Origin of the sequence: Thioalkalivibrio sp. ALJ7, assembly GCF_000376865.1 — a bacterium.
In the GTDB taxonomy this organism is placed as follows: Bacteria; Pseudomonadota; Gammaproteobacteria; order Ectothiorhodospirales; family Ectothiorhodospiraceae; genus Thioalkalivibrio.
Genome location: NZ_AQXQ01000011.1, coordinates 39,203 through 63,775 on the forward strand (window position 1 = coordinate 39,203; position 24,573 = coordinate 63,775).

A 24,573-nucleotide genomic window follows, 5' to 3' on the forward strand; every position below is an offset into this window, starting at 1 on the left:
AGCGCGACTACTTTAAAGGTCGGGTGCTGGGAGAATCGGAACGCGGGGCCGGGACCGGATCATAGCCACCCGGGGACCAGGGGTGACAGCGCAGGATACGCCGCAGCCCCAGCCAGAATCCCCTTAGAATCCCGTGGGTCTCGACGGCCTCAACGGTGTAGGCCGAACAGGTCGGGTAATGACGACAGTGGGGGGCCATGAACGGTGAAATCCCGTATTGGTAGGCCCGCACGGGCAACAGGGCAATCTTGCGTGGCAGGGTCATCACAGACGCTCCAGCAGGCTGTCGATCTCGGCGCGCAACACACGACGGTCCGCCGTGGCCGCGCTACCGCGCGCTAGTACGATCAGGTCCATGGCCGGCAAACGGGTCCGCCGATGGCGGAAGGCCTCGCGTACCAGCCGTTTGATCCGGTTACGGTCGGCCGCGCGGCGCACGTGGCGTTTGCCGATGGCCAGACCAAGGCGGGCTTCGCCAGACTCCGAATGCCGGTACAGCAACGTCAGATCGCGGCCCCGCTGGCGCCGGGCATCCTGAAACACACGCTGGTAATCCGCTCCGCTTAGGAGACGGGCGTGCCGCGGAAAGGTCTGGATAACAGGCGCCGCGGTCACGGGAGCCGGCGCGCCGCCCGTACTACGGGCAGAGGCGCTTGCGGCCCTTGGCGCGGCGAGCGTTCAGGACCTTGCGACCACCACGGGTGGCCATGCGGGCCCGAAAGCCGTGCGTGCGGGCGCGAACGAGCCGGCTGGGTTGAAAAGTGCGCTTCATGACAGTTCCCGTGACGCTTGGTTAAAGGGCGGTGAAAACTAGCGTTATCTGGCAGCAAAGTCAATCTCGGCCTGAGGAGACCGGCTAGCACCCAGTGGTCGCATCGGCGTAGACTCGGTGGCTTCCAATACCCCGCCGCCCCGGAGACGATCGCGTGTCAGCCAAGACCCTGTGGACAGCCTGTCTGGATCGCTTGCAGGGGAAGGTCAGCGAGCAGCAACTGAATACGTGGCTACGGCCCTTGCATGCCGAGGAAGCGGACGGCTCCCTGCGCCTGCTCGCCCCGAATCAGTTCGTGTTCGAGCATGTCCGCGATCATCTGCTCGAATCGATCGAGGCGGCGGTGGACGAACTGCAGCCAGGTAATGACCAAGACGCCCGCCGGGTCCGCCTGGGGATCGGGGGTGCCGAACTGCCTGCAGTGTCGGCCGCGGCGACTCGCGAGCAGTCAGCTGGCAGCCAACAGACGGCGGCGGAAACCTCCCGGGCCGCGCCACGCCCGCAAGGGCCCGTGAGCAATCTCAACCCCGCCTTCACCTTCGAGACCTTTGTCGAAGGTAAGTCCAATCAGCTGGCTCGAGCGGCCAGTCTGCAGGTCGCCGAAAACCCCGGTGTCGCCTATAACCCCCTATTCATCTACGGCGGGGTCGGACTCGGCAAGACCCACCTGATGCACGCCATCGGGCATAGCATCCTGGCGCGCCACCCGGAGGGAAGGATCATCTATCTGCACTCCGAGCGTTTCGTGGCCGACATGATCAAGGCGTTGCAACACAACGCGATCGACGAATTCAAGCAGCACTATCGCTCGGCGGACGCCCTACTGATCGATGACATTCAGTTCTTTGCGGGCAAGGATCGCTCACAGGAAGAATTCTTCCATACTTTCAATGCCTTGCTGGAGGGCCAGCAGCAGATCATCCTGACCTCGGATCGTTATCCGAAGGAGGTGGAAGGATTGGAGGAACGATTGAAGTCGCGGTTCGGATGGGGTCTGACCATCGCCATCGATCCACCCGAGCTGGAGACTCGCGTCGCAATCCTTCAGCGCAAGGCAGAACAGGCCGGCATCGAACTACCGACCGAGGTCGCCTTCTTCATGGGCAAACGGATACGGTCCAACATCCGCGAACTGGAAGGTTCCCTGCGTCGAGTCATAGCGAACGCCCATTTCACCGGAAAGCCAATTACGCTGGACTTCGCGAAAGACGCCCTGCGCGATCTTCTCGCGGTTCAGAACAAACTGATTACGCTGGACAACATTCAAAAGACGGTGGCGGATTACTATCGCGTGAAGGTGGCGGATCTGCTCTCCACGCGACGTAGTCGCTCGATTGCTCGTCCGCGCCAGATCGCGATGGCATTGGCCAAGGAACTCACCCAACACAGCTTGCCAGAGATTGGGCAGGCCTTTGGTGGACGCGATCACACGACCGTGATCCATGCGTGCCGTAAGGTGGCCGAACTGCGCGAGGCCGACGCCAGCCTGGACGAGGACTACTCCAATCTTCTACGTACACTGAGTAATTGAGGTCGTTTTTCGGGGCTTCAAAGCTGTGGATAACCTGGGCGTAAACCCGGTATGGAAACGGGGATAACGTGAAGGCCAAAACTGTCCACAGGTTGAGCACAGTGTTCACAGAGGTTCAATGAAGCCGAAAAATAGATCTAATCAATTGAATAAAAAGGGATTTACGGGTTTTCTGCACAGGGACTCCGGCCCCTTATTACTACTAGATTAATATCTAAACAGAATAGATATAGGACATCGCCATGGAACTGTCTTTCAACCGCGAGACGATGACCGAAGCGCTCCAAAGGATTGTGGGCGCGGCCGAGAAAAGACTGACAATGCCGATCCTCGGTAACGTCCGGCTGCGGCCGGACGACAACGGTTCGATTCGGATGGACACCACGGACCTGGAACTGGCCTGGAAGGCGGATGCGGAGGGTTCGATCCCCGGCGAGTGCGATGTGACGGTATCCGTTCGCAAACTCCTGGATGTCGTCAAGGCCGCGCCTGGTGATAGTGAGATCCGGGCCCGGGTGGAAGGGGAACGAATGACCGTCGGGTTCGGAGGGTCGCGGTTCAGTTTGGCCACCCTGCCGGGTGCGGACTTTCCGGATTGGGAGGCACGCGGTTCGGAGGTGGTGCTGGATGTGCCACAGAACCGGTTACGGCGATTGCTGGAGGCCACCATGTTCTCGATGGCGCAGCAGGACGTGCGCTATTACCTGCAGGGGCTTCTGCTGGTGGCCACGGGCAATACGCTGCGAGCGGTGGCCACCGATGGCCACCGACTGGCGCTCGCCGAGGTGGAGTTGGAACAGGCCGTAGAGGATCGCGTGGAGCGTATCGTGCCGCGCAAGGCGGTAGCAGAACTGCGGCGGAATCTGGCCGATGATGAGAGCGCGGTACGGATCGGATTCGGGGAGGACCAGGTCGTCTTTGAGCTGGGTAAGGCCGTACTGCGGAGCAAGGTAATTGAGGGCCGTTTTCCGGATTACGAACGGGTGATCCCCGCGGATCTTCCGGCCACATTGAAGGTGGATCGGGAGGTGCTTAAGCAGGCGCTCGCCCGGGTGGCGATCGTGGCGAGTGACAAGTACCGCGGCGTTCGCATGGTGCTTGGCGAGAATGGCTGTCAGGTGATGACTCACAATGCGGATCGGGAAGAGGCACAGGAGTCCGTGGAGGCCGAGTACGACGGTGGATCGATGGAGATCGGTTTCAATTTGGGCTACCTGGCCGATGTCTTGAACGTGCTGGAAACCGAGCAGGTCCGGATCGGGCTGCGCGACGGGAATTCGTCGATCCTCATTCAGGCCGAGCCCCCTGGCGGTGCGCGATACGTCGTGATGCCGATGCGACTGTAGTTCGGGATCTGCGTGCTGGATTCGCTTTGGTGGCAGGGAGTACGCAACCTCCAGGAACAGACCCTCGAACTGACCCCTGGGATTAACCGGTTGGTGGGTCCCAACGGGGCGGGCAAGACCTCGGTGCTGGAAGCGGTTCATATTCTTGCATCGGGGAGATCCTTCCGTACGTCGCAATTGCGCCGAGTGCTGACCTCGGGGTGCGAGAGCCTGTGGGTGGGTGCGCAGACTCGGGATCCGGCGGGAGGGGGGCATCGCCTTGGGTTGGTCTGGGATGGGGCTCGCCGTTCTCGACTGGATGGTCGTTGGATGGAAGGGCATGCCGCGGTTGCGGACTGGTTGCCCGCTCGCGTCCTTCACTCCGGTTCGTTCGAATTGCTCACAGGAGGCCCGGAGGAGAGGCGGCGCTTGTTGGATTGGGGTGGGTTCTACGCGTTGGCGGGATATCGCTCGGCTTGGCAACGGTGGCGGCGGGCGCACGAGCAACGCAACGCGGCCTTGCGTGCAGGGGACGGTGCAGGGGCGCGCGAATTTGAGAGGCCTTGGCTGGAATTCGGGGAGGTGGTCAGCGAGGCTCGCCGACGGTACGTGGAGGACTGGGAAGTCCAGACACGGGCGGTGGCGGAGCAGTTCGGATTCGGCGAACGCTTGGAGGGGCTGCGGCTTGCACTGCGAGCGGGTTGGGATCGGGAGCGCAGCCTGGAAGAGGCGTTGGATCGGAGTCGTGAGTCGGATGAAGAGCGAGGCTTTGCCCAGGTTGGTCCACAGCGTGCGGATCTGGATTTGAGGCTGGACGGTAGGCCTGCGGCCGAAGCATCAAGGGGAGAACAAAAGCGTCTGGTTACGGCTATGGTTGGGGGGCAGGCTCGGTTGTTGGAGTCCGTCAGCGGGCGGGCGCCCGTGTTGCTGCTCGATGATGTCGTTTCCGAACTGGATCGCGAGGCGGTAGAAGGGTTGATGGCGGGGCTCGCGGATTCAGGCTGGCAGATCCTGGTGACCGCGGTTGAGGATGCGATTCCCGGCCTGACAAGTGACAGGGGGGGTCAATTGTTCCACGTGAAACATGGCCGCGTCCTTACCCATGCGGAGGACTAGTACTTACTCGCTCTAACCATCGGCCGCCCCGCCTCAGCTTGTTGTTGGACCTAACCGGTACCTCCTCGCTTTGCGCTATACTGCACGATCCGTACCTGGCCGGATGAATTCCTCGCATGTCCGATATTGAAGCGCAAACGCCCGACGCCTACGACTCCACTCAGATCCGCGTCCTCAAGGGACTGGATGCCGTTCGCAAGCGACCCGGCATGTACATCGGGGACACCGATGACGGGACCGGCCTCCATCATATGGTGTTCGAAGTCGTCGACAATTCGATCGACGAGGCCCTGGCCGGACACTGCGACGCCATCGAAGTCACGATTCACGAAGACAACGCCGTCTCGGTTAGTGACAACGGTCGCGGCATTCCTGTCGATATCCATGAAGAGGAAGGGATGTCCGCGGCCGAGGTCATTCTGACCGTGCTCCATGCCGGCGGGAAGTTCGACAATAACTCCTACAAGGTCTCCGGCGGTCTGCACGGGGTCGGGGTCTCGGTGGTGAACGCCCTGTCCGAAGAGCTACGGCTCGAGATCCACCGGGATGGGAAGCGTCATGAACAGGTCTACCACCTCGGCGAGCCTGACGCGCCCCTGTCCGAGACCGGCTCGACCGATCGCAATGGCACCCGAATCTGGTTCCGGCCAAGCCCCGAGATCTTCACCGACATCAACTTCCACTACGAGGTGCTGGCCAAACGTCTGCGCGAACTCTCGTTCCTGAACTCCGGTGTGCGGATTACCCTGCGTGATCATCGTGATAATCGCGAGGAGACCTTTGTCTTCGAAGGCGGGATCCGCGCGTTTGTTGAGCACCTCAACCAGAAAAAGACGGCCCTGCATCCGTCCGTGATCTATGCCGATCAGATGCGGGAGGACTACGCCGTCGAGATTGCCCTGCAGTGGAATGACTCCTACCAGGAGAACATTTTCTGCTACACGAACAATATCCCTCAGCGCGATGGTGGCTCGCATATGGCGGGCTTTCGGGCGGCGTTAACGCGGACCATCAACCAGTACCTGGAGAAAGAAGGCCTGATCAAGAAGGCCAAGGTCGCCACCGCCGGTGATGACATGCGCGAAGGGCTCACCGCCGTGTTGTCCGTCAAGGTTCCCGACCCGAAATTCTCTTCGCAGACGAAGGACAAGCTGGTCTCCTCGGAGGTCAAGCCGATCGTCGAGAGTGTGCTTTCCGATGCCCTGAACAACTTCCTGCTGGAGAACCCGCAGGAGGCCAAGGCCATCACCGAGAAGGTCCTGGATGCCGCGCGCGCCCGCGAGGCGGCGCGAAAAGCGCGTGAGGTTACCCGTCGCAAGGGCGCGCTGGATATCGCAGGGTTGCCCGGAAAGCTGGCGGATTGCCAAGAAAAGGACCCCGCTCAGTCGGAGCTCTACCTGGTCGAGGGCGACTCGGCGGGTGGCTCGGCCAAGCAAGGTCGAGACCGACACTTCCAGGCGATTCTTCCGCTCAAGGGCAAGATTCTCAACGTCGAGCGCGCAAGGTTTGACCGCATGCTGGGTTCCGCGGAGGTGGGCACGTTGATCACTGCGCTTGGCTGCGGGATCGGGAAAGAGGAATACGACCCGGACAAGCTGCGTTATCACCGAATCATCATCATGACGGATGCGGATGTGGATGGCTCCCACATCCGCACGCTCCTGCTGACCTTCTTCTTCCGTCAGATGCCGGAGTTGATCGAACGCGGCCACGTTTATATTGCCCAGCCGCCGCTCTACAAGATCAAGCGCGGGAAGCGTGAACAGTACGTCCGGGACGAGGCCGAGATGGGTGAGATCGTGGTTTCCCTGGCGCTGGATGGCGCCGCTCTCCACCCTAGCCCGGATGCGCCACCCATCACCGGTGAAGCCTTCGAGGACCTCGTGAAGGGCTACCTGAAGGCCGCCCGTGCGGTCGAACGACTGGGCCGCATGTACGACCCGCGTATCCTTTGGGCCATGCTCGAAGCGGACGCGATTCCAGAACCGCGTAGCGTCACTAACCCCGACGTGCAGGCATGGTTTGGCCGGATTCTCGATACGCTCTCCAGTGACAAGGCGGGGGCCACTCGGTACAGCCTGGGCCCGGTGACCGAACCCGACGGCCATGCGCAGCTAAGCCTGGACCGGATTGAACACGGAGCAGCCCTCTCGCAGTACATCACTGACGACACCCTGGCCTCGCGCGACTTCCAGGCGGTCCTGGATCTCTCGGCACGCCTCAACGCATTGTTGGATGACGGCGCGTATATGAAGCGCGGCGAGCGGGTGCATGTCATCGAAGGCTTCTCGGAGGCCATGGAGTGGCTGCTACACGAAGGTCGTCGCGGTCTCGCCACCCAACGGTACAAGGGCCTGGGCGAGATGAATCCCGAGCAGCTTTGGGAGACCACCATGAATCCCGACACCCGTCGACTGTTGCAGGTCCGAGTCGAGGATGCCATTCGAGCTGACGAGGTCTTTACGACACTTATGGGTGATCAGGTTGAACCCCGTCGCGAGTTTATCGAGAGCCGGGCCCTAAGCGCGGAGAACGTCGATATCTAACCCAACGGTGTGGGTAGGGCGCGCGGGGCATTCTCGAGTATGTGGGTTCCATTCGCGATTTTTGCCCTGGTCGTCCTGAGCCTGGCCGCGTTTCGCCTTTATACCCAGCTCGCGGTTCACGAACGGCGGGTCGTTGCGGCCTGGGATCGGCTGGATACACTTCTGACCCAACGCAATGGTCAGCTACACGAATGCTATCTGGCCAACCCGGATGTCGATCTTTTGGAACGTCTTGGCTCCTGCGTTCAGGTCCAGGAGACCGCGCGTCGGAGGGGTGACTTGCTGTCTCTAGCCCAGGCAGAACGTGACATTCGCTCATCCTGGGATTCGATATTGTCCCATCCAATTGATTCTAAAACGAAAACCCTTCATCTTCCCAAGCGTGCAGAGCGGCGGGTAGCAGCCCTTGATCAAGCCCTGAGCGAAGCCCTCGCTCGCTATAACCAGGCGGTTGTCGACTACGCTGCCATGCGTTGCCGCCGGGGCTACGGTGTCCTTGCACGGCTCACCGGATTCACCAATTTTCGTCCAGTGACTCCGCCGAACTCACCATGACGATTCCAAACAGGCATTTTCGCTCGCCGTTGCGTTTTGGGCTCCACTCTCAGCTAAGCGCAATCACCCGAAATTGGGCTGTTTGGACAACTCGGCACATATTCTTACCGGCCCACGATCAAACGGGAACGCCCTCCCGGCCACTCGGTCCGAATGGCATAATCGAACGCTAGCACGCCCCTTGGAGAAACCGTGTCGAATCCACTGTTACAGACCGACCGCCTGCCCGCCTTTCGCTCCATCGAACCCGAGCACGTGTTGCCGGCCGTCGAGACGGTGTTGGTGGAGAATCGAACGGCGATCGATGCGTTGGTGGAGGCTGTGGGCGAGACGCCCACCTGGTCTAATCTGATGCTGCCCTTGCAGCGTCTGGACGCCCGTCTGGACGCCGTTTGGTCTCCGGTGGGCCACCTCAATGCGGTGATGAACGGCCCGGCCATCCGCGAGGCTTACAACGCCTGTCTGCCCTTGCTGTCGGATTACGGCAGCTGGGTGTCGCAGCACCAGGGCCTGTACCGGGCGGTGCGCCGACTGGCCGATAGCGACGCCTATGCGACCCTGCCGCCAGCGCGCCGTAAAGTCATTGCCGATATGCTCCGCGATTTCCACCTCAGCGGCGTCGACCTGCCGGAGGCCAAACGTGAACGCCTGCGAGCGATCAATTCCCGGCTTTCCGAGCTGACCGCCCGATTCGAGGAAAACGTCCTGGATGCCACCCAGGCGTGGACTTGGCAGACCGATGACCGCGAGGCGTTGACCGGGATTCCCGAATCGGATCAAGCGATGCTTGCGCAGAACGCCCGCGATCATGATCAGACCGGCTTTGTTGTCACGCTCGATATCCCCAGCTACCTGGCAGTGATGACCCACGGGGAGGACCGTCAACTGCGCTACCGGGTCTATGAGGCCTTTACTACCCGGGCCTCGGACCAGGGTCCCGGGGCGGGTAATCACGACAACAGCGAGATCATGGTCGAGATCCTGCAGCTACGCGAGGAAAAGGCACACCTGACGGGCTTTTCGCATTATGCCGAGCGTTCACTGGCGACCAAGATGGCCGACAGCGCCGAACAGGTCGAACACTTCCTGCAGGATCTGGCGCGCCGCGCCCGCCCCCAGGCAGAATGTGATCTGGCCGATCTGCAGGCCTTTGCCCGTGAGGAACTCGCGCTCGATACCCTGGAACCCTGGGACATGGCGTTTGCCGCGGAGAAGATGCGCGAGCGCCGCCTCGGCCTGAGCCAGGAGATGCTGAAGCCCTACTTCCCGGCCGATCAGGCCGTCAAGGGCCTGTTCGATCTCGTCCAGCGCCTGTTCCAGGTGCGTTTCGAGCCTGACGATAGCGTCGAGACTTGGCACGATGATGTTCGGTTTTATCGCATTTATGATGCCAACGACGTCGAACGTGCCGGATTCTACTTTGATCTCTACGCCCGCAAGAACAAGCGTGGTGGTGCCTGGATGGACGTCTGCCGTCAGCGCTTCATCTCCAGCGATCAGGCCCAGCTGCCGGTCGCTTACATGACCTGCAACTCCACCCCGCCGGTCGACGGTAAGGCCGCGCTGTTCACTCACGACGAGGTCATCACCCTGTTCCACGAGTTCGGCCATGGCCTGCATCACATGCTGACTCGGGTGGACGAACCGGAGATCGCGGGCATCAACGGCGTCGAATGGGACGCGGTCGAGTTGCCGAGCCAGTTCATGGAGAACTGGTGCTGGGTGCGCGAGGCGCTGGACCTGTTCGGGCGTCATCACGAGACCGGGGAGCCCATGCCGGTTGATCTGTTCGAACGCCTGCAGGGCACCCGCCACTTCCACGCTGCTTTGCAGCTCTTGCGCCAGGTGGAATTCTCGTTGTTCGACATGCGCCTCCATGCAGGCCCGGCACCCGCTGACGGCGCCGCGATTCAGCGCCTGCTGGAGTCGGTCCGGGACGAGGTCGCGGTGGTTCGCCCGCCGGCATTCAATCGCTTTGCCCATGGTTTCGGCCACATCTTTGCCGGCGGCTACGCGGCCGGTTACTACAGCTACAAGTGGGCCGAGGTCCTGTCGGCGGATGCCTTTGGCCGCTTCGAGGAAGAGGGGCTGTTTTCTCCGGAGGTGGGCGCGGCCTATCTCCACGAAATCCTCGAGGCCGGTGCCTCGCGACCCGCTGCGGATTCGTTCCGCGCGTTCCGCGGCCGAGATCCGCAGATTGATGCATTGTTGCGCCACAGCGGTCTGGAGGAGAAAGCCGCGTGAAGATTGCGAGCTGGAACGTCAATTCCCTGAAGGTTCGTCTGCCCCAGGTCCTGGACTGGCTGAACCGGTCGCGGACCGACATCCTCGCCTTGCAGGAGACCAAGCTGACCGACGAAAATTTCCCGGTCTCCGCGATCCAGGATGCGGGTTACGAGGTCGTTTACTCTGGACAGAAGACCTATAACGGGGTCGCAATCCTGTCGCGCACTCAGGCCACCGATGTCATCACCGATCCCCCGGGACTCGAGGATGCCCAGCGCCGAATCCTGGCGGCCACGATTGGTGATGTCCGCGTGGTCAACCTCTACGTGGTCAATGGCGAGAATGTCGGAACCGAAAAGTACGCCTACAAGCTCGATTGGCTGGCGCGCATGCGCGAGTGGCTGGTGGACGAGATTGCCCGTTACCCCAACCTCGTCGTCCTAGGGGACTTCAACATCGCTCCGACGGACCAAGACGTGCACGATCCGGAGGCCTGGAAGGATCGAATCCTCTGTTCGGACCCGGAACGTGAAGCGCTCGCTGCCCTGACGAATCTAGGCCTGACGGATACCTTCCGAGCCTTCGAGCAGCCGGAAGAGGAATACTCCTGGTTCGATTACCGCGCGGCCTCGTTCCGCCGCAACCGTGGCCTGCGCATCGACCTGGTGCTGGCCAGTGCGCCGTTGCAGACGCGCCTGCAGGCCGCCGGGATCGACCGCGAACCACGCGGCTGGGAACGTCCCTCCGACCATGCCCCGGTATGGGCTGAATTTGCTGACTAGGCCGGTCCTTTCGACCGCCTCCAGGGAGTCCCCGTGAAGTACAAGGATCTGCGCGATTTCATTGCCGGACTCGAGCAGCGTGGCGAGTTGAAGCGAATCAGCCGGGAGGTGGATCCCAACCTCGAGATGACCGAGATTGCCGACCGCGTCCTGCGCGCTGGCGGTCCCGCCCTGCTGTTTGAAAACCCGACCGGTTCGGAGATCCCGGTGCTCGCCAACCTCTTTGGGACCCCGGAGCGTGTGGCGATGGGCATGGGCGAGGATTCGGTGCAGGCGCTGCGCGAGGTAGGCCGTCTGCTCGCCTTTCTCAAGCAGCCCGATCCGCCCAAGGGCCTGAAGGCGGCGTGGGAGCAGCTCCCGGTGTTTCGCAAGGTGCTGGATATGGCCCCGAAGAAAACGCGGAACGCACCCTGTCAACGCCACGTCCTCGAAGGCGATCAGGTGGATCTCGACCGCCTGCCGGTCCAGACCTGCTGGCCGGGCGATGCCGGACCGTTGATCACCTGGGGCCTGGTGGTCACCCGTGGGCCGGAGAAGTCGCGGCAGAACCTGGGCATCTACCGCCAGCAGGTGATTGGCCCCAATCGCGTGATCATGCGCTGGCTGTCGCATCGTGGCGGGGCCCTGGACTTCCAGGAGTGGTGCAAGGCCCACCCGGGCGAACCGTTTCCTATCGCGGTGGCCCTGGGCGCTGACCCGGCCACTATCCTGGGGGCGGTCACACCGGTACCCGATACCCTGTCCGAATACGCTTTTGCCGGCCTGCTGCGCGGCAGCCGCACCGAGGTCACCCGCTGTCTCGGCTCCGACCTGGAGGTGCCGGCGTCGGCCGAGTTCGTGCTGGAGGGGCATATCCACCCGGGGGATACGGCCCCCGAGGGTCCGTACGGCGATCACACGGGCTACTACAACGAGGTCGACGAATTCCCGGTCTTTACCATCGACCGCATTACCCACCGCGACGACCCGATCTACCACTCCACCTACACCGGGCGCCCGCCGGACGAACCCGCGGTCCTTGGGGTGGCGTTGAACGAGGTATTCATCCCCATCCTGCAGAAGCAGTTCCCGGAGATCGTGGACTTCTATCTTCCGCCGGAGGGGTGTTCCTACCGTCTGGCGGTGGTCTCCATGCGCAAGCAGTACCCCGGCCACGCCAAGCGCGTGATGATGGGCGTCTGGTCGTTCCTGCGTCAGTTCATGTACACCAAGTTCGTGATCGTGGTGGACGACGACGTGAACACGCGCGACTGGAAGGACGTAATCTGGGCGATCACCACCCGCATGGATCCGGCCCGCGACACCACTCTGGTCGAGAACACCCCAATCGACTATCTCGACTTTGCCTCGCCGGTTTCCGGTCTCGGTTCCAAGATGGGGATGGACGCGACCAGCAAATGGCCTGGCGAGACCAACCGTGAATGGGGGCGCCCAATCACCATGGACGACGCGGTGAAACGCCGGGTCGACGAGATCTGGGATGAACTGGGGTTATGACGCGTGAAGACCGGCTCGGGCTGGCGCCGCCCGCTCGTCCTGGCGGCGGTCCTGCTCGGTCTGACGGCCTGTGCTGCGACGCCGGAGCGTGAAGACGTGCGCGCGGCCCAGGATCCGGTAAACGCACTGTCCGAAGTCTCCCGCATCGCACCCGAGCGCATCCGTTCCTGGCCTGCCGACTCGCCCCACGCGACGATCATCGCCCTGCACAGTTTTCGCGATCACGCCGGTGCTTATGGCGAACTGGGTCCCTGGCTCGCCGCGCGAGGCTACAGCGTGACCGCTCTGGATCAGCGCGGGCATGGCCGAAGCGAGCCGCATGGGCGTTGGCCAGGACTGGACGCGATGATGGCCGACGTCGTGGCCCTGGTTCGTCAAGCGCAAGAAGATGATCCTGAGCAACCGGTGTTCCTGCTTGGCGAGAGCATGGGCGGTTCCGCTGCGCTCGCCAGTTTGGCTACCCACCCCGAACTCGATGTTACCGGGATCATCGCTGTGGCACCCGGCCTGCGCGGGGGTATCCCGGCCCGCCGGTTCTGGGATGCGGCCGTACGGACCGGTGAGGTGCTGGCCGGGGGGTTGACCATCACCGTTGACCCCGACTATTCGGACAGCCTGTCTGCGACCGCCGCGGAGCGTTTCGCCGAGGATCCCTTGATCATCCGTCGAATTCGCATGGATACCTACGCCGGGGTCGTCTGGCTGGCTCAGTACGCCACCGACCATATCGACCGGGTTACGGTGCCGGTGGTGTACCTGTGGGGTGAGCAGGACGGAACAATCCTGCTTGAATCGGTTTGTGCCGCGGCGGGCGCCCATCCCCGGGGTCAGGCCGAGGTTTGGGCCGACCCCAACTGGCCCCACCTCCTCATGCATGCACCCGACTGGCCGCAAACGGCACAGCGCCTTCACGACTGGATGCAACGGGTGATGCGGGGCGAGGCCGAGGCCGAGGCCCCGGCCACCTCGAAGACCGGCCCTTGCCCCGACTCCTAACGGCGGTAGCGATTGCCCCCGACATGGACCTTCCGAGCGCTCATGCGCGGTCACGCCGTGACCGTTCCGACCCGGAGCCATTACGGTTGCTTGCGTTCGTCGGGGTAGTGGCGAAAATGACGGCCTTTCCGCGACAGAGGGATCTCGATGGCGTTCGATGTCACCATTCAGCCCAGTGGTCATACGTTCGAGGTGGAGGACGACGAGACCATCCTCGAAGCTGGGTTACGCCAGGGTTTTGCCTTCCCCTATGGTTGTCGCAACGGGGCCTGTGGTTCCTGTAAAGGCCGCGTACTCCAGGGCGAGGTCGATCACGGACCCACCAAGCCGCCGGGCATTACCGAAGCGGAATTGGCCGACGGCATGGCGCTGTTCTGTCAGGCGGTCGCGGTGGATGATCTGGAGATCGAAGTCCGCGAGATTGGCGCCGCCCGGGATATCGTGGTCAAGACCCTGCCGTGCCGGGTGGCGGCGCTGAACCGCCTGGCGGATGACGTGATGGAGCTGCGCCTGCAGTTGCCCGCATCCGAGCGCCTACAGTTTCTCGCGGGTCAGTATCTCGACATCCTGCTTAAGGGCGGGGACCGGCGCAGCTACTCCCTGGCGAATGCCCCGCACGACGATGACCAGCTTGTCCTGCATGTGCGCAACCTGCCTGGCGGACGGTTCTCCACCATGGTGTTCGAGGAGCTCAAGCCGAAGGGGCTGCTACGCATCGAGGGCCCGTTGGGCAGCTTTTTCGTCGACGAAGACTCCCCGCGCCCACGCCTCTTCATCGGCGGCGGTACCGGCTTTGGACCGCTGAAGGGCATGCTCGACCACCTGGCGGCCGAGGGCCTGGACCGGCCGCACCACCTGTTCTGGGGCGCCCGGGCGGCCGACGGCATCTACGCGCCGGAATGGCTGCAGAAAATGGCCGCCGAGCACGCCGAGCACTTTCGTTTTACCCCGGTCCTGTCCGACCACCCGGCCGCCACCGCGGCGGATTTCCCCGCAATCAGCGGCTGGCCCCATGAGGCCGTTCTGGCGGAATACCCGGACCTGTCGGGCTTCGACGTCTACATGGCCGGTCCCCCTGCCATGATCCACGCCGCCCGCGAGGCCTTCCTCGCCGTCGGCCTGCCCACCGACCAGCTGTACTACGACAGCTTCGAACCCGCCGTCCCCGCGGAGTGACCTTAGGGCTTGAACGCACAGGCAGGTTTGCAGAGCGGACGAACGGCTAGGGCTAGCTGGCCAACCGTCCAGGGTGGATTTGGCATCGGTGCCCGGCCGTGGCGATCCCGGCTCTTCACGACGTTCCGGCCGGGATGACAGAGGTATCGGGAACGCTGGGCCGGGATACCTCCGTACCCCACATCCCAAACCTCTCCATCCAGAACCTTACCGACCTTCCCACCTTCCTGTGAAGCGCCCTTGACCTGGCCCTTCTTCGTGCCTTCGTGCGCTTCGTGGTGAAAAATTAACTGCCGCTGGTTCGGAGCTGGTCGGCGAGCCGGTGGACGGCGGCCAGCATGGCGGCATCTGTAGGGTCCTCGGCGGTTTCCACCGCGGCCTTGAAGCCGAGTTCCTGGGCGATCTCGGCGATGCGTTCGCTGCCGACCACCAGCGGAGTCTTGCGCAGCCACATGCGACCCAGCTTGCCGACCATCTCGTACAGGTTGCGCAGGCCTTCGCCGCTGGTGATGGTGATCACGTTGATCTGCCCGCGCGAGAAGGAATACATCAGTTCGCCGGTGTCGCCTTCGGGGCGCCCGCGGCGATAGGCCTCGGCAAAGGTCACCTCGGCGCCGCGCTCCTTCAGGGTGTCGCCCAGCAGTTCGCGGCCGCCGTCGCCGCGGAAGATCACCACGCGCTTGCCCGCAACGTCCAGCATCGCCTCCTGCGCCAGCAACGCCTCACTGTCGAAGCGCCGTGGCGGCAGGATATCCGCCGGGCGGCCGAAGCCCTTCAGTTCCTGCGCGGTGCGGTTGCCGATGGCCGCGATCTTGGTGGTCGTCGGCCAGTCGCGGTCGGCCAGGGCCAGGTTCAGCACGCGCTGCACCGCATTCGGGCTGATGAACACCGCGATATCGAAGTCGTCCAGCCGGTCGAGGACCTCGCGCAGGTTGGTCGGATCGCTGGGCGCCAGGATCTCCAGCACCGGGAAGCGGATCACGGTGGCATCCTCGGCCGTCAGCGCCTCGCAGAAGGGTTCGGCCTGAGCGGCCGGACGGGTCACCAGGATGCCGAGTCCGGACAGGGGACCGGTGCCGTCGGGCTGGGTGTTCTGGTTTGCGGATGCATTCATGGCGACTATCCCTTTGCGTCCTGACCGTGGTCACGATGCGCGGCGGCCAGCAGTTCACCAGCGCCGAGCTCCAGCAGCATGTCGGCCAACTGGATCCCGAGGGCCACGGCATCGGCACGTGGGCCATCGACCTGGCGACGTAGCAGGCGGCTGCCATCCACTGCCCCCACCAGGCCATCCAGGTACAGGTGGTCCCCGTCGAGCGTGGCGTGAGCCGCCAGCGGCACCTGGCAACCGCCTTCCAGACGGCGGTTGAAGGCGCGTTCAGCGCGCACCCGGTCGAAGGTGTCCGGATCGTTAAGCGGCGCAATCAGCTCGCCGATGATGGTGTCGCCGGCGCGGCACTCGATGGCAATCGCGCCCTGGCCCACCGCCGGCAGGCTGACATCCGGCTCCAGGCAGGAGCGAATGCGGTCGTGAAACCCGAGTCGTTTGAGCCCGGCCGCGGCGAGCAGGATGGCGTCGTATTCGCCGGCATCCAGTTTGCCGAGGCGGGTATTCACGTTCCCGCGCAGGTCGCGTACCTCGAGATCCGGTCGCCGGGCGCGCAACTGGCACTGGCGACGCAGGCTGGAGGAGCCCACCCGCGCACCCTGCGGCAACTCGTCGACATGGGTGTAGTGATTGGAGACGAAGGCATCCAGCGGGTCTTCGCGGTCCAGGATCACGGGCAGTTCCAGTTGCTCCGGAAGCTCCATCGGCACGTCCTTGACCGAGTGCACCGCGATGTCGGCCCGATCCTCCAGCAGGGCGATCTCCAGCTCCTTCACGAACAGCCCTTTGCCGCCAATCCGGGCCAACGGGGAGTCCAGCACGCGGTCACCCTGGGTGGTCATGCCCACCAGTTCGACCGGGCGTTCGGGCTCGCGGGCGCGCAGGCGTTCAGCGACGTGTTCCGCCTGCCACATGGCAAGCGGGCTCTTTCGGGTAGCGATGCGTACAGGCTTCATGCGTTGTCCGGGCGAGCCTCGGCTCAGGGGGGCCGGGCGTTCAAAACGGGCTAGTATAACGGCGAATGCCCAGGGGCCTGAATCCCGCAGGGATCCGCGGGCTCCCCCGCCGGGGTTCAGCTGCCGTTGCGCAGGTATTCGCGCACCCTTGGCAACTGGCGGCGGCTGATCGGCATCGGGTCCAGGTCGTCGTGGAACAGCAGGCGGTTGTCGGTCGGGCCGAGGTTCTCGACGCCCTTGATCGAGGTCTTCACCGCCAGACAGCCGCGGTGCACCCTGAGCAGAGCCGGGCCATACAGGGCCTCCAGATCGCGCAAGCGCGCATCCACGAACCCGGCGAGGCGCGCTGAACGCGCCATCACGTAGCCGCCCTCGGCGATGAAGATGTCCACGCGCTCCAGCGGGACGCGCTCCTCACGCCGGCCCACGGTGATGTGGACCTCGTTCGGTACGGTCTGGGGCCGCCCCTGTTTTTGCTGTACCGCGCGTTGCAGCGCCTGTTCCAGGCGTTCGCGGCGCACCGGCTTCAGCACGTAGTCGCGCACCCCGGCTTCGAAGGCCTCCAGTGGAAACCGGTCATGGGCCGTGACCAGGATGACGGTCAGTTCGGGGTATGGCTTGTGCAGGCGGGCGGCCAGTTCCAGCCCGCTCTCGCCCGGCATGTCGATATCCAGAAGCAGGGCGTCCGGCTGGCAGCGTCCCAGGGCCTGTTCGGCCTCGCCGGCGTGGCCGGCCTCGGCCACCACCCGGTGTCCGAGCTCTTCCGCCAGCGCGGCAAGGCGCTGGCGGGCGATCGGCTCGTCGTCGGCGATCAGCAGATCCAGCGGCGTGGCATTCATTTGGATCCCTCCCCGGTCACGAGCGGTAGCCGGATGTGGACCTCGAAGCGATCCGGCTGGCTGCGTGACTCGAAGTGTACCTGTCCTCCGAAGGCGTGTTGCAGGCGCAGGCGCACGGCTTCCGTCGCGGTCCCGGTCCCGTCGGCGCGCGCCTGCGGATCCACGGTATTGCCGATCTCGAGGGTGATGCGTCCGGAGTCCATGCGGCAGCGTATCCAGACGCGACCGGCACTACGGGCCGGTGCAATGCCATGCTGGATTGCATTCTCGGCCAGTGGTTGCAGGACCAGGGTTGGTACCTCGAGGTCCATCCCCGGGTGGTCCGGGCAGTCCCAGTCCAGTGTCAGGCGTTCCCCGAACCGGGTCTGCTCGATCCCGAGGAAGGCCTGTACCAGCGACAGTTCCTCGCGCAGTGTATGACGGTCGCCGGTGGCGAAGGTCGCGCGGAACAGATCGGCCAGGTCCAGCGTGATTTGTTCCGCGCGGGTCGGATCGCTGCGGCAAAGCCCGGCGATGGTGTTCATGCTGTTGTAGAGAAAGTGAGGACGCAGGCGGGCGCGCATCGCCTGTTCCCGCGCCGCGGCCACGGCCTGCGTCTCGCGTTGCCAGGCGGCCTGCAGATAAAGGTAGTGCATCGCGACGAGGCTGAGGATGGTGGCGACACCAATCACCGGCCAGCGCAGTGCCGGGTCGGCCAGCACCAGTTCCTCCGCCAGGCGATAGACAATCGCGGTGTTGGCGATGGGGATCAGCGGCGGTACCACGATCTGAGCGGTCAGCGGTAGCCGGCGCAGGGGGCTCTTGAATGCGCAGAGGATCAGCAGGCTGGTCAGCGCGACCCAGAAGATGAACAGGGCGTGCAGCGCCAGGCCCGATATCCAGTCCTGGCCGCCCCCACGTAGCAGGGCTACGGCCAGTGCCAGTAATACCGCCACCATCAACACGCGCAGCAGCGTTTCCGCGCTGCAGAAATCCGGCAGCGGCGAAAGTTCCTCGGTGCTATCCCTGGCGGTCGGCGCCTCGGCCATGCGCGTGGATCTCCTCGGATTCCCGGCGGGTTCGCCGGGGCGGGACCGCGCCATGTTCAATCCCCGGCTGTGCCCGTATACTTCCGTGTCTTTCCAACCCGGTCCAGGGTGCACCATGACGCAGGATTCCGCGCACGACAAGCCGAACGCCGAGGCCAAGCTGTGGGGCGGGCGTTTCTCCGAACCGACCGACGCCTTCGTGGAACGCTTTACCGCGTCGGTGGATTTTGATCGCCGTCTCTACCGCGAAGACATCCAGGGCTCGCAGGCGCATGCGCGCATGCTGGCCAAGGTTGGTGTGCTCACCGAGGACGAGGCCGCGCAGATCCTGGAGGGCCTGGACGCGATCCGCGACGAGATCGCCGCCGGTGACTTCGACTGGCAGGTCGGACGCGAAGACGTGCACATGAACATCGAGGCGCGCCTGATCGAGCGCATCGGCGATGTTGGCAAGAAGCTGCACACCGGCCGCTCGCGCAACGACCAGATCGCCACCGACATTCGGCTGTGGCTGCGCGCAAACATCGACGACATCCTGCGCCTGATCCGCGTCTACCAGGAAGGCCTGGTCACGCTGGCCGAGCGCGAGGCCGATACCGTGATGCCGGGCTTCACCCATCTGCAGACCGCGCAGCCGGTGACCTTCGGTCATCACATGCTGGCCTGGTACGAGATGCTGGAGCGCGACGCCGAACGCCTGCGGGACTGCCGTGTCCGGGTAAACGTGCTCCCGCTCGGTTCCGCCGCGCTGGCCGGCACGCCCTATCCGCTGGACCGCGAGTACACGGCCGAGTTGCTGGGCTTCGATGGCGTTACCCGCAATTCGCTGGACGCGGTGTCGGATCGCGACTTCGCAATCGAATTCACCGCGGCCGCGGCGACCCTGATGATGCACCTGTCACGCCAAGCCGAGGAGTTGGTGCTGTGGACCAGCGCGCAGTTCGCATTTATCGAGCTGCCGGATCGCTACTGCACCGGTTCCTCGATCATGCCGCAGAAGAAGAACCCCGACGTGCCGGAGCTGGTGCGCGGCAAGACGGGCCGAGTCTACGGCCATCTGATGTCGCTATTGACCCTGATGAAGAGCCAGCCGCTCGCCTATAACAAGGACAATCAGGAAGACAAGGAACCGCTGTTCGACACCGTCGACACCTTGCAGGGGTCGCTCCGGGCCTTTGGTGACATGGTCCCGAACCTGGAGGTGCGGCGGGAGAACACCCTGGCCGCAACGCGCAAGGGCTTTGCCACCGCGACCGATCTGGCCGACTACCTGGTGGGTCGGGGCGTGGCCTTCCGGGATGCCCACGAAGTGGTCGGACGGGCGGTGCGCATTGCGCAGGAACGCGGGGTGGACCTGGCGGAGCTGCCGTTAGCCGATCTGCAGGCGATCAGCGAGGCGGTTGGCGAGGATGTCTATACGGTGCTCACACCCGAAGGTTCGGCGGCGGCGCGCAACCTGACCGGGGGAACCGCCCCGGAGCAGGTGCGCCGCCAGGCCGCGGCGGCCCGCGACCATCTGGCGGCGTTAGCCCGCGCCGACACCTGATCCTGTTCCTTGGAGCTGCGCGTCCCCTGGCCATGGCCCGTCTGGGCGTGTGCGGCCAAGAGGGGCCTCAGAAGCGGTCCAGCGTCGACTCCAGCACTTCCCAGAGGACGTTGCCGTGCACGACCTCGTAGGCCAGCAGGAGCTGGCCATGGGCAGCGTCGCCCTCGAAGTTCGCCAGGACCCACTGGTGGTTCAGCACGTGAATGCCGTCCTCGCGAAATTCATACGACTCGCCTTCGGACGCCTGGTGTGGGATCAGGTCGGTCTGCTGCATAAGGTCGTTGGCCAGGCGTTCGTCGGGCCGGACCATCCCCCGGCGCTGCAGGTCCTGGAGGTGGGCATTGGTGAGGCCGAGCACCACGGGACGCGGCACCTCGTGGCGGGTGTATTGCTGCAGCTGCATCTGCGCCTGTAGCAGGTCGCGGTTGGCCTCCGACAGATCCTGCTCGAGACCATTGCCGCGGGCGATGTAGATCGCCAGGATGACGACGAAAAACAGCATGAAACCGACCCAGACCAGGCGTTCGCTGGTCTTGAGGTTTTGCTGCTTGGGGCTTTCTTGTTCGGACACGGGGCTAGCCTCCGGGATGCGAGATGCGCGGCCGCGCTGCGGCCGCCAGCGGAAAAATGAACGTGCGACCGCCGTGGGTTCCTGAACCGGGGTCGTTGCGACGCGCATGATAACCCCTCACACCGCAATCTGCCGAGATGCCCCATGTCGGTCCCCGACCCCGTAAACGCCGCTCGAACCGACTCCGAACTGGAGTGGGTCAACCGCTTCGCCCGCCTGCCGGAGGCCTTTTACGATCGGCCTCTGCCCGCACCGTTTCCGGGCGCGGCCTGCCTGGCGACTAGCCCCGACCTCTGCGGGCGCCTGGGCCTGGACCCGGCTGAGCTGGCCGAAGACCCGTGGCTCGGGGCCTGTACCCACGGGAGTGAGCTGCCCGGCGCCGAGCCGCTGGCCTCGGTGTATGCCGGCCACCAGTTCGGGGTTTTCGTGCCGCAGTTGGGAGACGGCCGCGCCAAGCTGCTCGGCGAGGTGCGGACTTCGCAGGGCGAGACCTGGGAGCTGCAGGTCAAGGGTGCGGGCCCGACCCGCTTCTCGCGCGGGGCGGACGGCCGCGCGGTGATGCGTTCCTCGGTACGCGAGTACCTGGTCTCCGAGGCGATGGCCGCGCTGGGTGTCCCGACGACCCGCGCCGTCGCGTTGTTCGGGTCCAGCCTGCGGGTCTATCGCGAACGGATCGAACCGGGGGCCATCGTGCTGCGCGCCGCCCCTTCGTTCCTGCGCTTCGGACATTTCGAGTACTTCCATTACAACGGCTACAGCGAACGCCTGCAGGAACTGATTGCGTACGCCCTGGCGCATGATTATCCCCATTTACAGGATGCGCCTGATCCGGTCGCGGCCATGCTGGAGGAGGTGATTGCCCGCACCGCGGAAATGATTGCCGACTGGCAGGCCGTGGGCTTCTGCCACGGGGTGATGAACACCGACAACATGAGCCTGATCGGGCTGACCATCGACTACGGCCCGTTCGCTTTTATGGATGCCTTCGATCCTGGCTACATCTGCAACCATACCGACCAGGGCGGTCGCTATGCTTTCGATCAGCAGCCGCAGATCGCGCAGTGGAACCTGATCCGCCTGGCCGAGACCCTGGTCATCTATTTCGCCGACGCCACCCGCGAGGCGGCGATCGAGCGCGCCAAGGCCCTGCTGCAGGACTTCCAGCCGCAGTACCGCCATGCCTGGCTCTTGCGTATGCGCAAGAAGCTGGGGCTGCAGACGCCCCAGGGGGACGATGAGGCACTGATCCAGGAGCTGCTCGCGCGGATGGCGGCCGAGGGCGTGGACTACACCCGGTTCTTCCGCCAATTGCCCGATCTGGAGCAGGCGGAAACCCGCTCCCAACTGGAATCGGAGCTGGAGGACGTGGGCGCCTGGCAGGCCTGGTGGTCGCGCTACCAGGCGCGCCTGGCGCTCGAAGGGCAAGCGGCGGGTGAACGCAAGGCTGCGATGAACGCGGTCAATCCGAAGTACATCCTGCGCAACCATCTGGCCCAGGCTGCCATTGAGCAGGCCGAGGCCGGGGACCCGTCCGAGGTGCTGCGCCTGCAGCAGATCCTGGCACGACCGTTCGACGAGCAGCCCGAGTTTGAAGCCTACGCGGACCTGCCACCGGCCTGGGCGAGTGGCATACAGCTAAGCTGTTCTTCTTGAGGGATCGGTAGCAACCGTCCGCCCCCCTGGGGATACGCTGATTGAATCGCACGTCCGCGCTCGAGTCGCTATTGCGTGCGAACAAGGCGCGGTGGCCGCGTGAGTTCTGCTTTGAAGGGGCCGGAGTCCGGATGTTTCCCTAGCCGAAAATGCTGCGCAGGATATAGAAGTAGACCACGGCGAGGATGGCACCGGCCGGCAGGGTCACGATCCAGGACAGGAAGATCATACGCACCAGGCCGAGGTTGATGGCGGCGATCCCGCGAGCCAGGCCGACTCCGAGGATCGCGCCGACCAGCGTGTGGGTCGTGGAGATTGGCAGTCCGGTACCGGAGGCGAGCACCACGGTGGCGGCCGCCGCCGCGGTAGCGGCGTAGCCGCGGCTAGGGGTGAGCTGGGTAATGCCGGTGCCCACCGTCGCGATCACCTTGTGGCCGTAGGTGAACAGGCCGAACACGATCCCGACGCCGCCCAGCAGCAACACCCAGACCGGCACCAGTGTTTCGGCGCTGACGTCGCCGGTCTGGATCACGTCCACGACCGCGGCCAGCGGGCCGACGGCATTGGCCACGTCGTTAGAACCCAGGGCAAAGGCCATCGCGCAGCCGGTGACCACCATCTGCACCGCGAACACCTTTTCGACGTTGGCAAAATGGGAGCCATCGTCTCCGTGGGTCTGATCAAAGCGCAGGCGACGAATCGCCAGCATGCCGAGCACGACGACGATCGCGCTAATCAGAATGGCAAAGCCATAGGCTTGCACAGGTGTCAGATCCAGGCCGACATGGGTCAGGCCCTTGAACATCGTGACCAGCGCCGTCACGAAGGCAGTCAGGAAGATATACAGCGGGGCCCAGCGTTTGGCGTTCTTCAGCGGATCCACGGTGTCGAGGATGAGGATCTGTACGCTGCGGAACAGGGCGAAGGCGATCATGCCGCCGACCATCGGCGACACCACCCAGGACATCGCGATGGTGCCCACGCGTTCCCAGCGCACCACCTCGAAACCCAGCCCGACCACGGCAAAGCCGACGATCGCGCCGATAATGGAGTGGGTGGTGGAGACCGGCCAGCCGAAGTAGGAGGCGATCATCAGCCATGTTCCGGCGGCCGCCAGGGCCGCCAGCATCCCGTACACAAGCAACTCGGGGTTGTCGGCCATCAGGCTGGAATCGACCATCCCGCTGCGGATGGTCTGGGTGACCTCGCCGCCGGCCAGCCAGGCCCCGGAGAATACGAAGATCGCGGCGACGAATACCGCCTGGCGGATGGTCAGCGCGCGCGAGCCGACCGAGGTGCCCATCGCATTGGCGACGTCATTGGCGCCGATGCCCCAGGCCATGAATAGCCCGAAGATTACTGCAAGGCCGAGCAACAGGGTGCTGTATTCCATGCAGTCCTAAGTCCCTATGGTGCCAGTGGTTACTTGGCCAGCATCAGTTGCAGGCGGCTGCCCACACGCTGGGCCAGGTCGGCCAGTTCGCCAATGGAGTCGATCACGCGGTACATGAAGACCACGTTGACCGGCGGCAGGTCGACCTCCTGCGCAAACAGGATTTCGCGGACCTCGCGCTGGGCCTCGTCGGATTCGTGTTCGATATGGTCCAGCTCGGTGAGGATGCCGTTGACGACTTCTACTTCGTGCCCGCGGAAGCCGGCCTCGACCAATTCATCCAGCTCGTTGATCGCGCGGCCAGCTTGATCCACGGCGTCCACGCTGCGGTTCAGGAAGCGCTGGATGGGCTCGTGCATGTTGTCGGGGAACTGCATCTGGCGCCCCAGCATCAACCCCGCGATATCCTTTGCCATATTGGCGATGCGGTCCTGGATCAGCAGGGTGTCGAGCACGTCGCGGCGCGACATTGCCAGCATCATGCCCTTGGGCAGGTGCAGGCGAAGATCCTTTTTCAGGCGGTCGGCCTCGCGCTCCAGTGTGGAAATCTTCTTCTGTTGAGCTCGCGCGGTCTCCCAGTCGTCCTGGGCCATGGCCTCGATGAACGGGGGCAGTTCGGCGATGCAGGCGCGCACCTTCTCCATGTGCGCCTGTAACGGGCGCACCGGGGAACGGCCAAACAGCTCGAAGACGAAGTTCTTGGGGGACATAGCGGCGCGAAGGTTGTCACAAAGCAGTAATCTAACGCAAAACACCGCTATGCGCGCGGCCTTGTTCGTGCCGTGGTTGCACGGGTGCGCTACACTCGGGCCCTCAGAGCTGGGGGTGCCCGTGCCACGTGCCGGGCTGAGAGAGTCCCCTTGAACCTGAACCAGTTCACACTGGCGGAGGGAAGCTCGGTGCTCGATTCAGTCCGCGCGCGACCCGTTCGCAGTCTGTCCTGCCCGTTCTGCTCCC

Annotated in this window: 22 protein-coding genes and 1 riboswitch; of the genes, 12 read left to right on the forward strand and 10 right to left on the reverse strand. The window is 64.1% G+C overall.

Translation table 11 applies throughout. The features are described 5' to 3' along the window. Positions 1-7: 7 nt before the first annotated feature. Genes yidD through rpmH form a run of 3 tightly spaced genes read right to left on the reverse strand, consistent with a single transcriptional unit; the run spans position 8 to position 772 of the window. Positions 8-265, reverse strand: coding sequence for a membrane protein insertion efficiency factor YidD (gene yidD / locus D002_RS0106570; RefSeq protein ID WP_018141116.1), 258 nt, complete (start codon positions 263-265; stop codon positions 8-10). Continuing rightward, the gene (rnpA, locus tag D002_RS0106575) at positions 265-615 is read right to left on the reverse strand and encodes a ribonuclease P protein component (RefSeq protein ID WP_026181571.1); all 351 of its coding nucleotides are present in this window, start codon (positions 613-615) and stop codon (positions 265-267) included. The genes yidD and rnpA overlap by 1 nt, the downstream gene beginning before the upstream one ends. A gap of 22 nt (positions 616-637) precedes the next feature. Further along, on the reverse strand, positions 638-772 hold the full coding sequence (gene rpmH / locus D002_RS0106580) for a 50S ribosomal protein L34 (protein WP_018141118.1): 135 nt from the start codon (positions 770-772) through the stop codon (positions 638-640). 154 nt (positions 773-926) lie between these two features. On the opposite strand from rpmH, the gene dnaA reads away from it, so the two are divergent. The 10 genes from dnaA (at position 927) to D002_RS0106625 (ending at position 14,522) form a co-directional block, all read left to right on the forward strand. After that, complete coding sequence (gene dnaA, locus D002_RS0106585; protein WP_018141119.1) at positions 927-2,303, forward strand: chromosomal replication initiator protein DnaA; 1,377 nt, start codon at positions 927-929, stop codon at positions 2,301-2,303. 242 nt (positions 2,304-2,545) lie between these two features. Further along, complete coding sequence (gene dnaN / locus D002_RS0106590; RefSeq protein WP_018141120.1) at positions 2,546-3,649, forward strand: DNA polymerase III subunit beta; 1,104 nt, start codon at positions 2,546-2,548, stop codon at positions 3,647-3,649. A 12-nt stretch (positions 3,650-3,661) separates the two neighbouring features. Continuing rightward, a complete protein-coding gene (recF, locus tag D002_RS0106595; RefSeq protein WP_081610829.1) occupies positions 3,662-4,744 on the forward strand; it encodes a DNA replication/repair protein RecF in 1,083 nt (360 codons plus the stop codon). A 116-nt stretch (positions 4,745-4,860) separates the two neighbouring features. Beyond that, the gene (gyrB, locus tag D002_RS0106600) at positions 4,861-7,290 is read left to right on the forward strand and encodes a DNA topoisomerase (ATP-hydrolyzing) subunit B (protein WP_018141122.1); all 2,430 of its coding nucleotides are present in this window, start codon (positions 4,861-4,863) and stop codon (positions 7,288-7,290) included. A 39-nt stretch (positions 7,291-7,329) separates the two neighbouring features. Continuing rightward, a complete protein-coding gene (locus D002_RS13450) occupies positions 7,330-7,845 on the forward strand; it encodes a hypothetical protein (RefSeq protein WP_081610830.1) in 516 nt (171 codons plus the stop codon). A gap of 192 nt (positions 7,846-8,037) precedes the next feature. Continuing rightward, entirely contained in the window at positions 8,038-10,089 is a 2,052-nt protein-coding gene (locus tag D002_RS0106605) for a M3 family metallopeptidase (protein ID WP_018141123.1), read from the forward strand. After that, positions 10,086-10,853 (forward strand): exodeoxyribonuclease III, encoded by a 768-nt coding sequence (gene xth, locus D002_RS0106610; RefSeq protein ID WP_018141124.1) that lies wholly within the window; start codon positions 10,086-10,088, stop codon positions 10,851-10,853. Before D002_RS0106605 ends, xth begins: the two co-directional genes overlap by 4 nt. A gap of 33 nt (positions 10,854-10,886) precedes the next feature. Beyond that, positions 10,887-12,350: a 4-hydroxy-3-polyprenylbenzoate decarboxylase gene (ubiD, locus tag D002_RS0106615; protein ID WP_018141125.1), complete on the forward strand. Its 1,464-nt coding sequence runs from the start codon at positions 10,887-10,889 to the stop codon at positions 12,348-12,350. A 3-nt stretch (positions 12,351-12,353) separates the two neighbouring features. Then, a complete protein-coding gene (locus D002_RS0106620; protein ID WP_018141126.1) occupies positions 12,354-13,346 on the forward strand; it encodes an alpha/beta fold hydrolase in 993 nt (330 codons plus the stop codon). Between the two features lie 147 nt (positions 13,347-13,493). Then, the gene (locus D002_RS0106625) at positions 13,494-14,522 is read left to right on the forward strand and encodes a CDP-6-deoxy-delta-3,4-glucoseen reductase (protein ID WP_018141127.1); all 1,029 of its coding nucleotides are present in this window, start codon (positions 13,494-13,496) and stop codon (positions 14,520-14,522) included. A gap of 286 nt (positions 14,523-14,808) precedes the next feature. Here D002_RS0106625 and D002_RS0106630 read toward each other — a convergent pair whose 3' ends face one another. The 4 genes from D002_RS0106630 to D002_RS0106645 all read right to left on the reverse strand — a co-directional run bounded on the left by D002_RS0106630 (position 14,809) and on the right by D002_RS0106645 (position 18,453). After that, on the reverse strand, positions 14,809-15,636 hold the full coding sequence (locus D002_RS0106630; RefSeq protein WP_018141128.1) for a uroporphyrinogen-III synthase: 828 nt from the start codon (positions 15,634-15,636) through the stop codon (positions 14,809-14,811). A 5-nt stretch (positions 15,637-15,641) separates the two neighbouring features. Next, positions 15,642-16,586: a hydroxymethylbilane synthase gene (hemC, locus tag D002_RS0106635; RefSeq protein WP_081610831.1), complete on the reverse strand. Its 945-nt coding sequence runs from the start codon at positions 16,584-16,586 to the stop codon at positions 15,642-15,644. A 116-nt stretch (positions 16,587-16,702) separates the two neighbouring features. Further along, positions 16,703-17,425 (reverse strand): LytTR family DNA-binding domain-containing protein, encoded by a 723-nt coding sequence (locus D002_RS0106640; RefSeq protein WP_018141130.1) that lies wholly within the window; start codon positions 17,423-17,425, stop codon positions 16,703-16,705. Then, complete coding sequence (locus D002_RS0106645; protein WP_018141131.1) at positions 17,422-18,453, reverse strand: sensor histidine kinase; 1,032 nt, start codon at positions 18,451-18,453, stop codon at positions 17,422-17,424. The genes D002_RS0106640 and D002_RS0106645 overlap by 4 nt, the downstream gene beginning before the upstream one ends. Positions 18,454-18,568: 115 nt before the next feature. On the opposite strand from D002_RS0106645, the gene argH reads away from it, so the two are divergent. Next, positions 18,569-19,999, forward strand: a complete 1,431-nt coding sequence (gene argH / locus D002_RS0106650) for an argininosuccinate lyase (protein ID WP_018141132.1) — start codon at positions 18,569-18,571, stop codon at positions 19,997-19,999. Positions 20,000-20,066: 67 nt separating this feature from the next. Here argH and D002_RS0106655 read toward each other — a convergent pair whose 3' ends face one another. Beyond that, complete coding sequence (locus tag D002_RS0106655) at positions 20,067-20,570, reverse strand: hypothetical protein (protein ID WP_018141133.1); 504 nt, start codon at positions 20,568-20,570, stop codon at positions 20,067-20,069. A 144-nt stretch (positions 20,571-20,714) separates the two neighbouring features. Between D002_RS0106655 and D002_RS0106660 the strand changes: the two genes are divergently transcribed. Further along, a complete protein-coding gene (locus D002_RS0106660) occupies positions 20,715-22,223 on the forward strand; it encodes a YdiU family protein (RefSeq protein WP_018141134.1) in 1,509 nt (502 codons plus the stop codon). Positions 22,224-22,362: 139 nt separating this feature from the next. Here the strand turns inward: D002_RS0106660 and D002_RS0106665 are convergent, their stop codons facing one another. Further along, positions 22,363-23,616, reverse strand: coding sequence for an inorganic phosphate transporter (locus D002_RS0106665; RefSeq protein ID WP_018141135.1), 1,254 nt, complete (start codon positions 23,614-23,616; stop codon positions 22,363-22,365). Between the two features lie 29 nt (positions 23,617-23,645). Continuing rightward, positions 23,646-24,326: a TIGR00153 family protein gene (locus D002_RS0106670; protein ID WP_018141136.1), complete on the reverse strand. Its 681-nt coding sequence runs from the start codon at positions 24,324-24,326 to the stop codon at positions 23,646-23,648. 101 nt (positions 24,327-24,427) lie between these two features. Beyond that, positions 24,428-24,526: riboswitch (TPP riboswitch) on the forward strand. Positions 24,527-24,573: the final 47 nt, after the last annotated feature.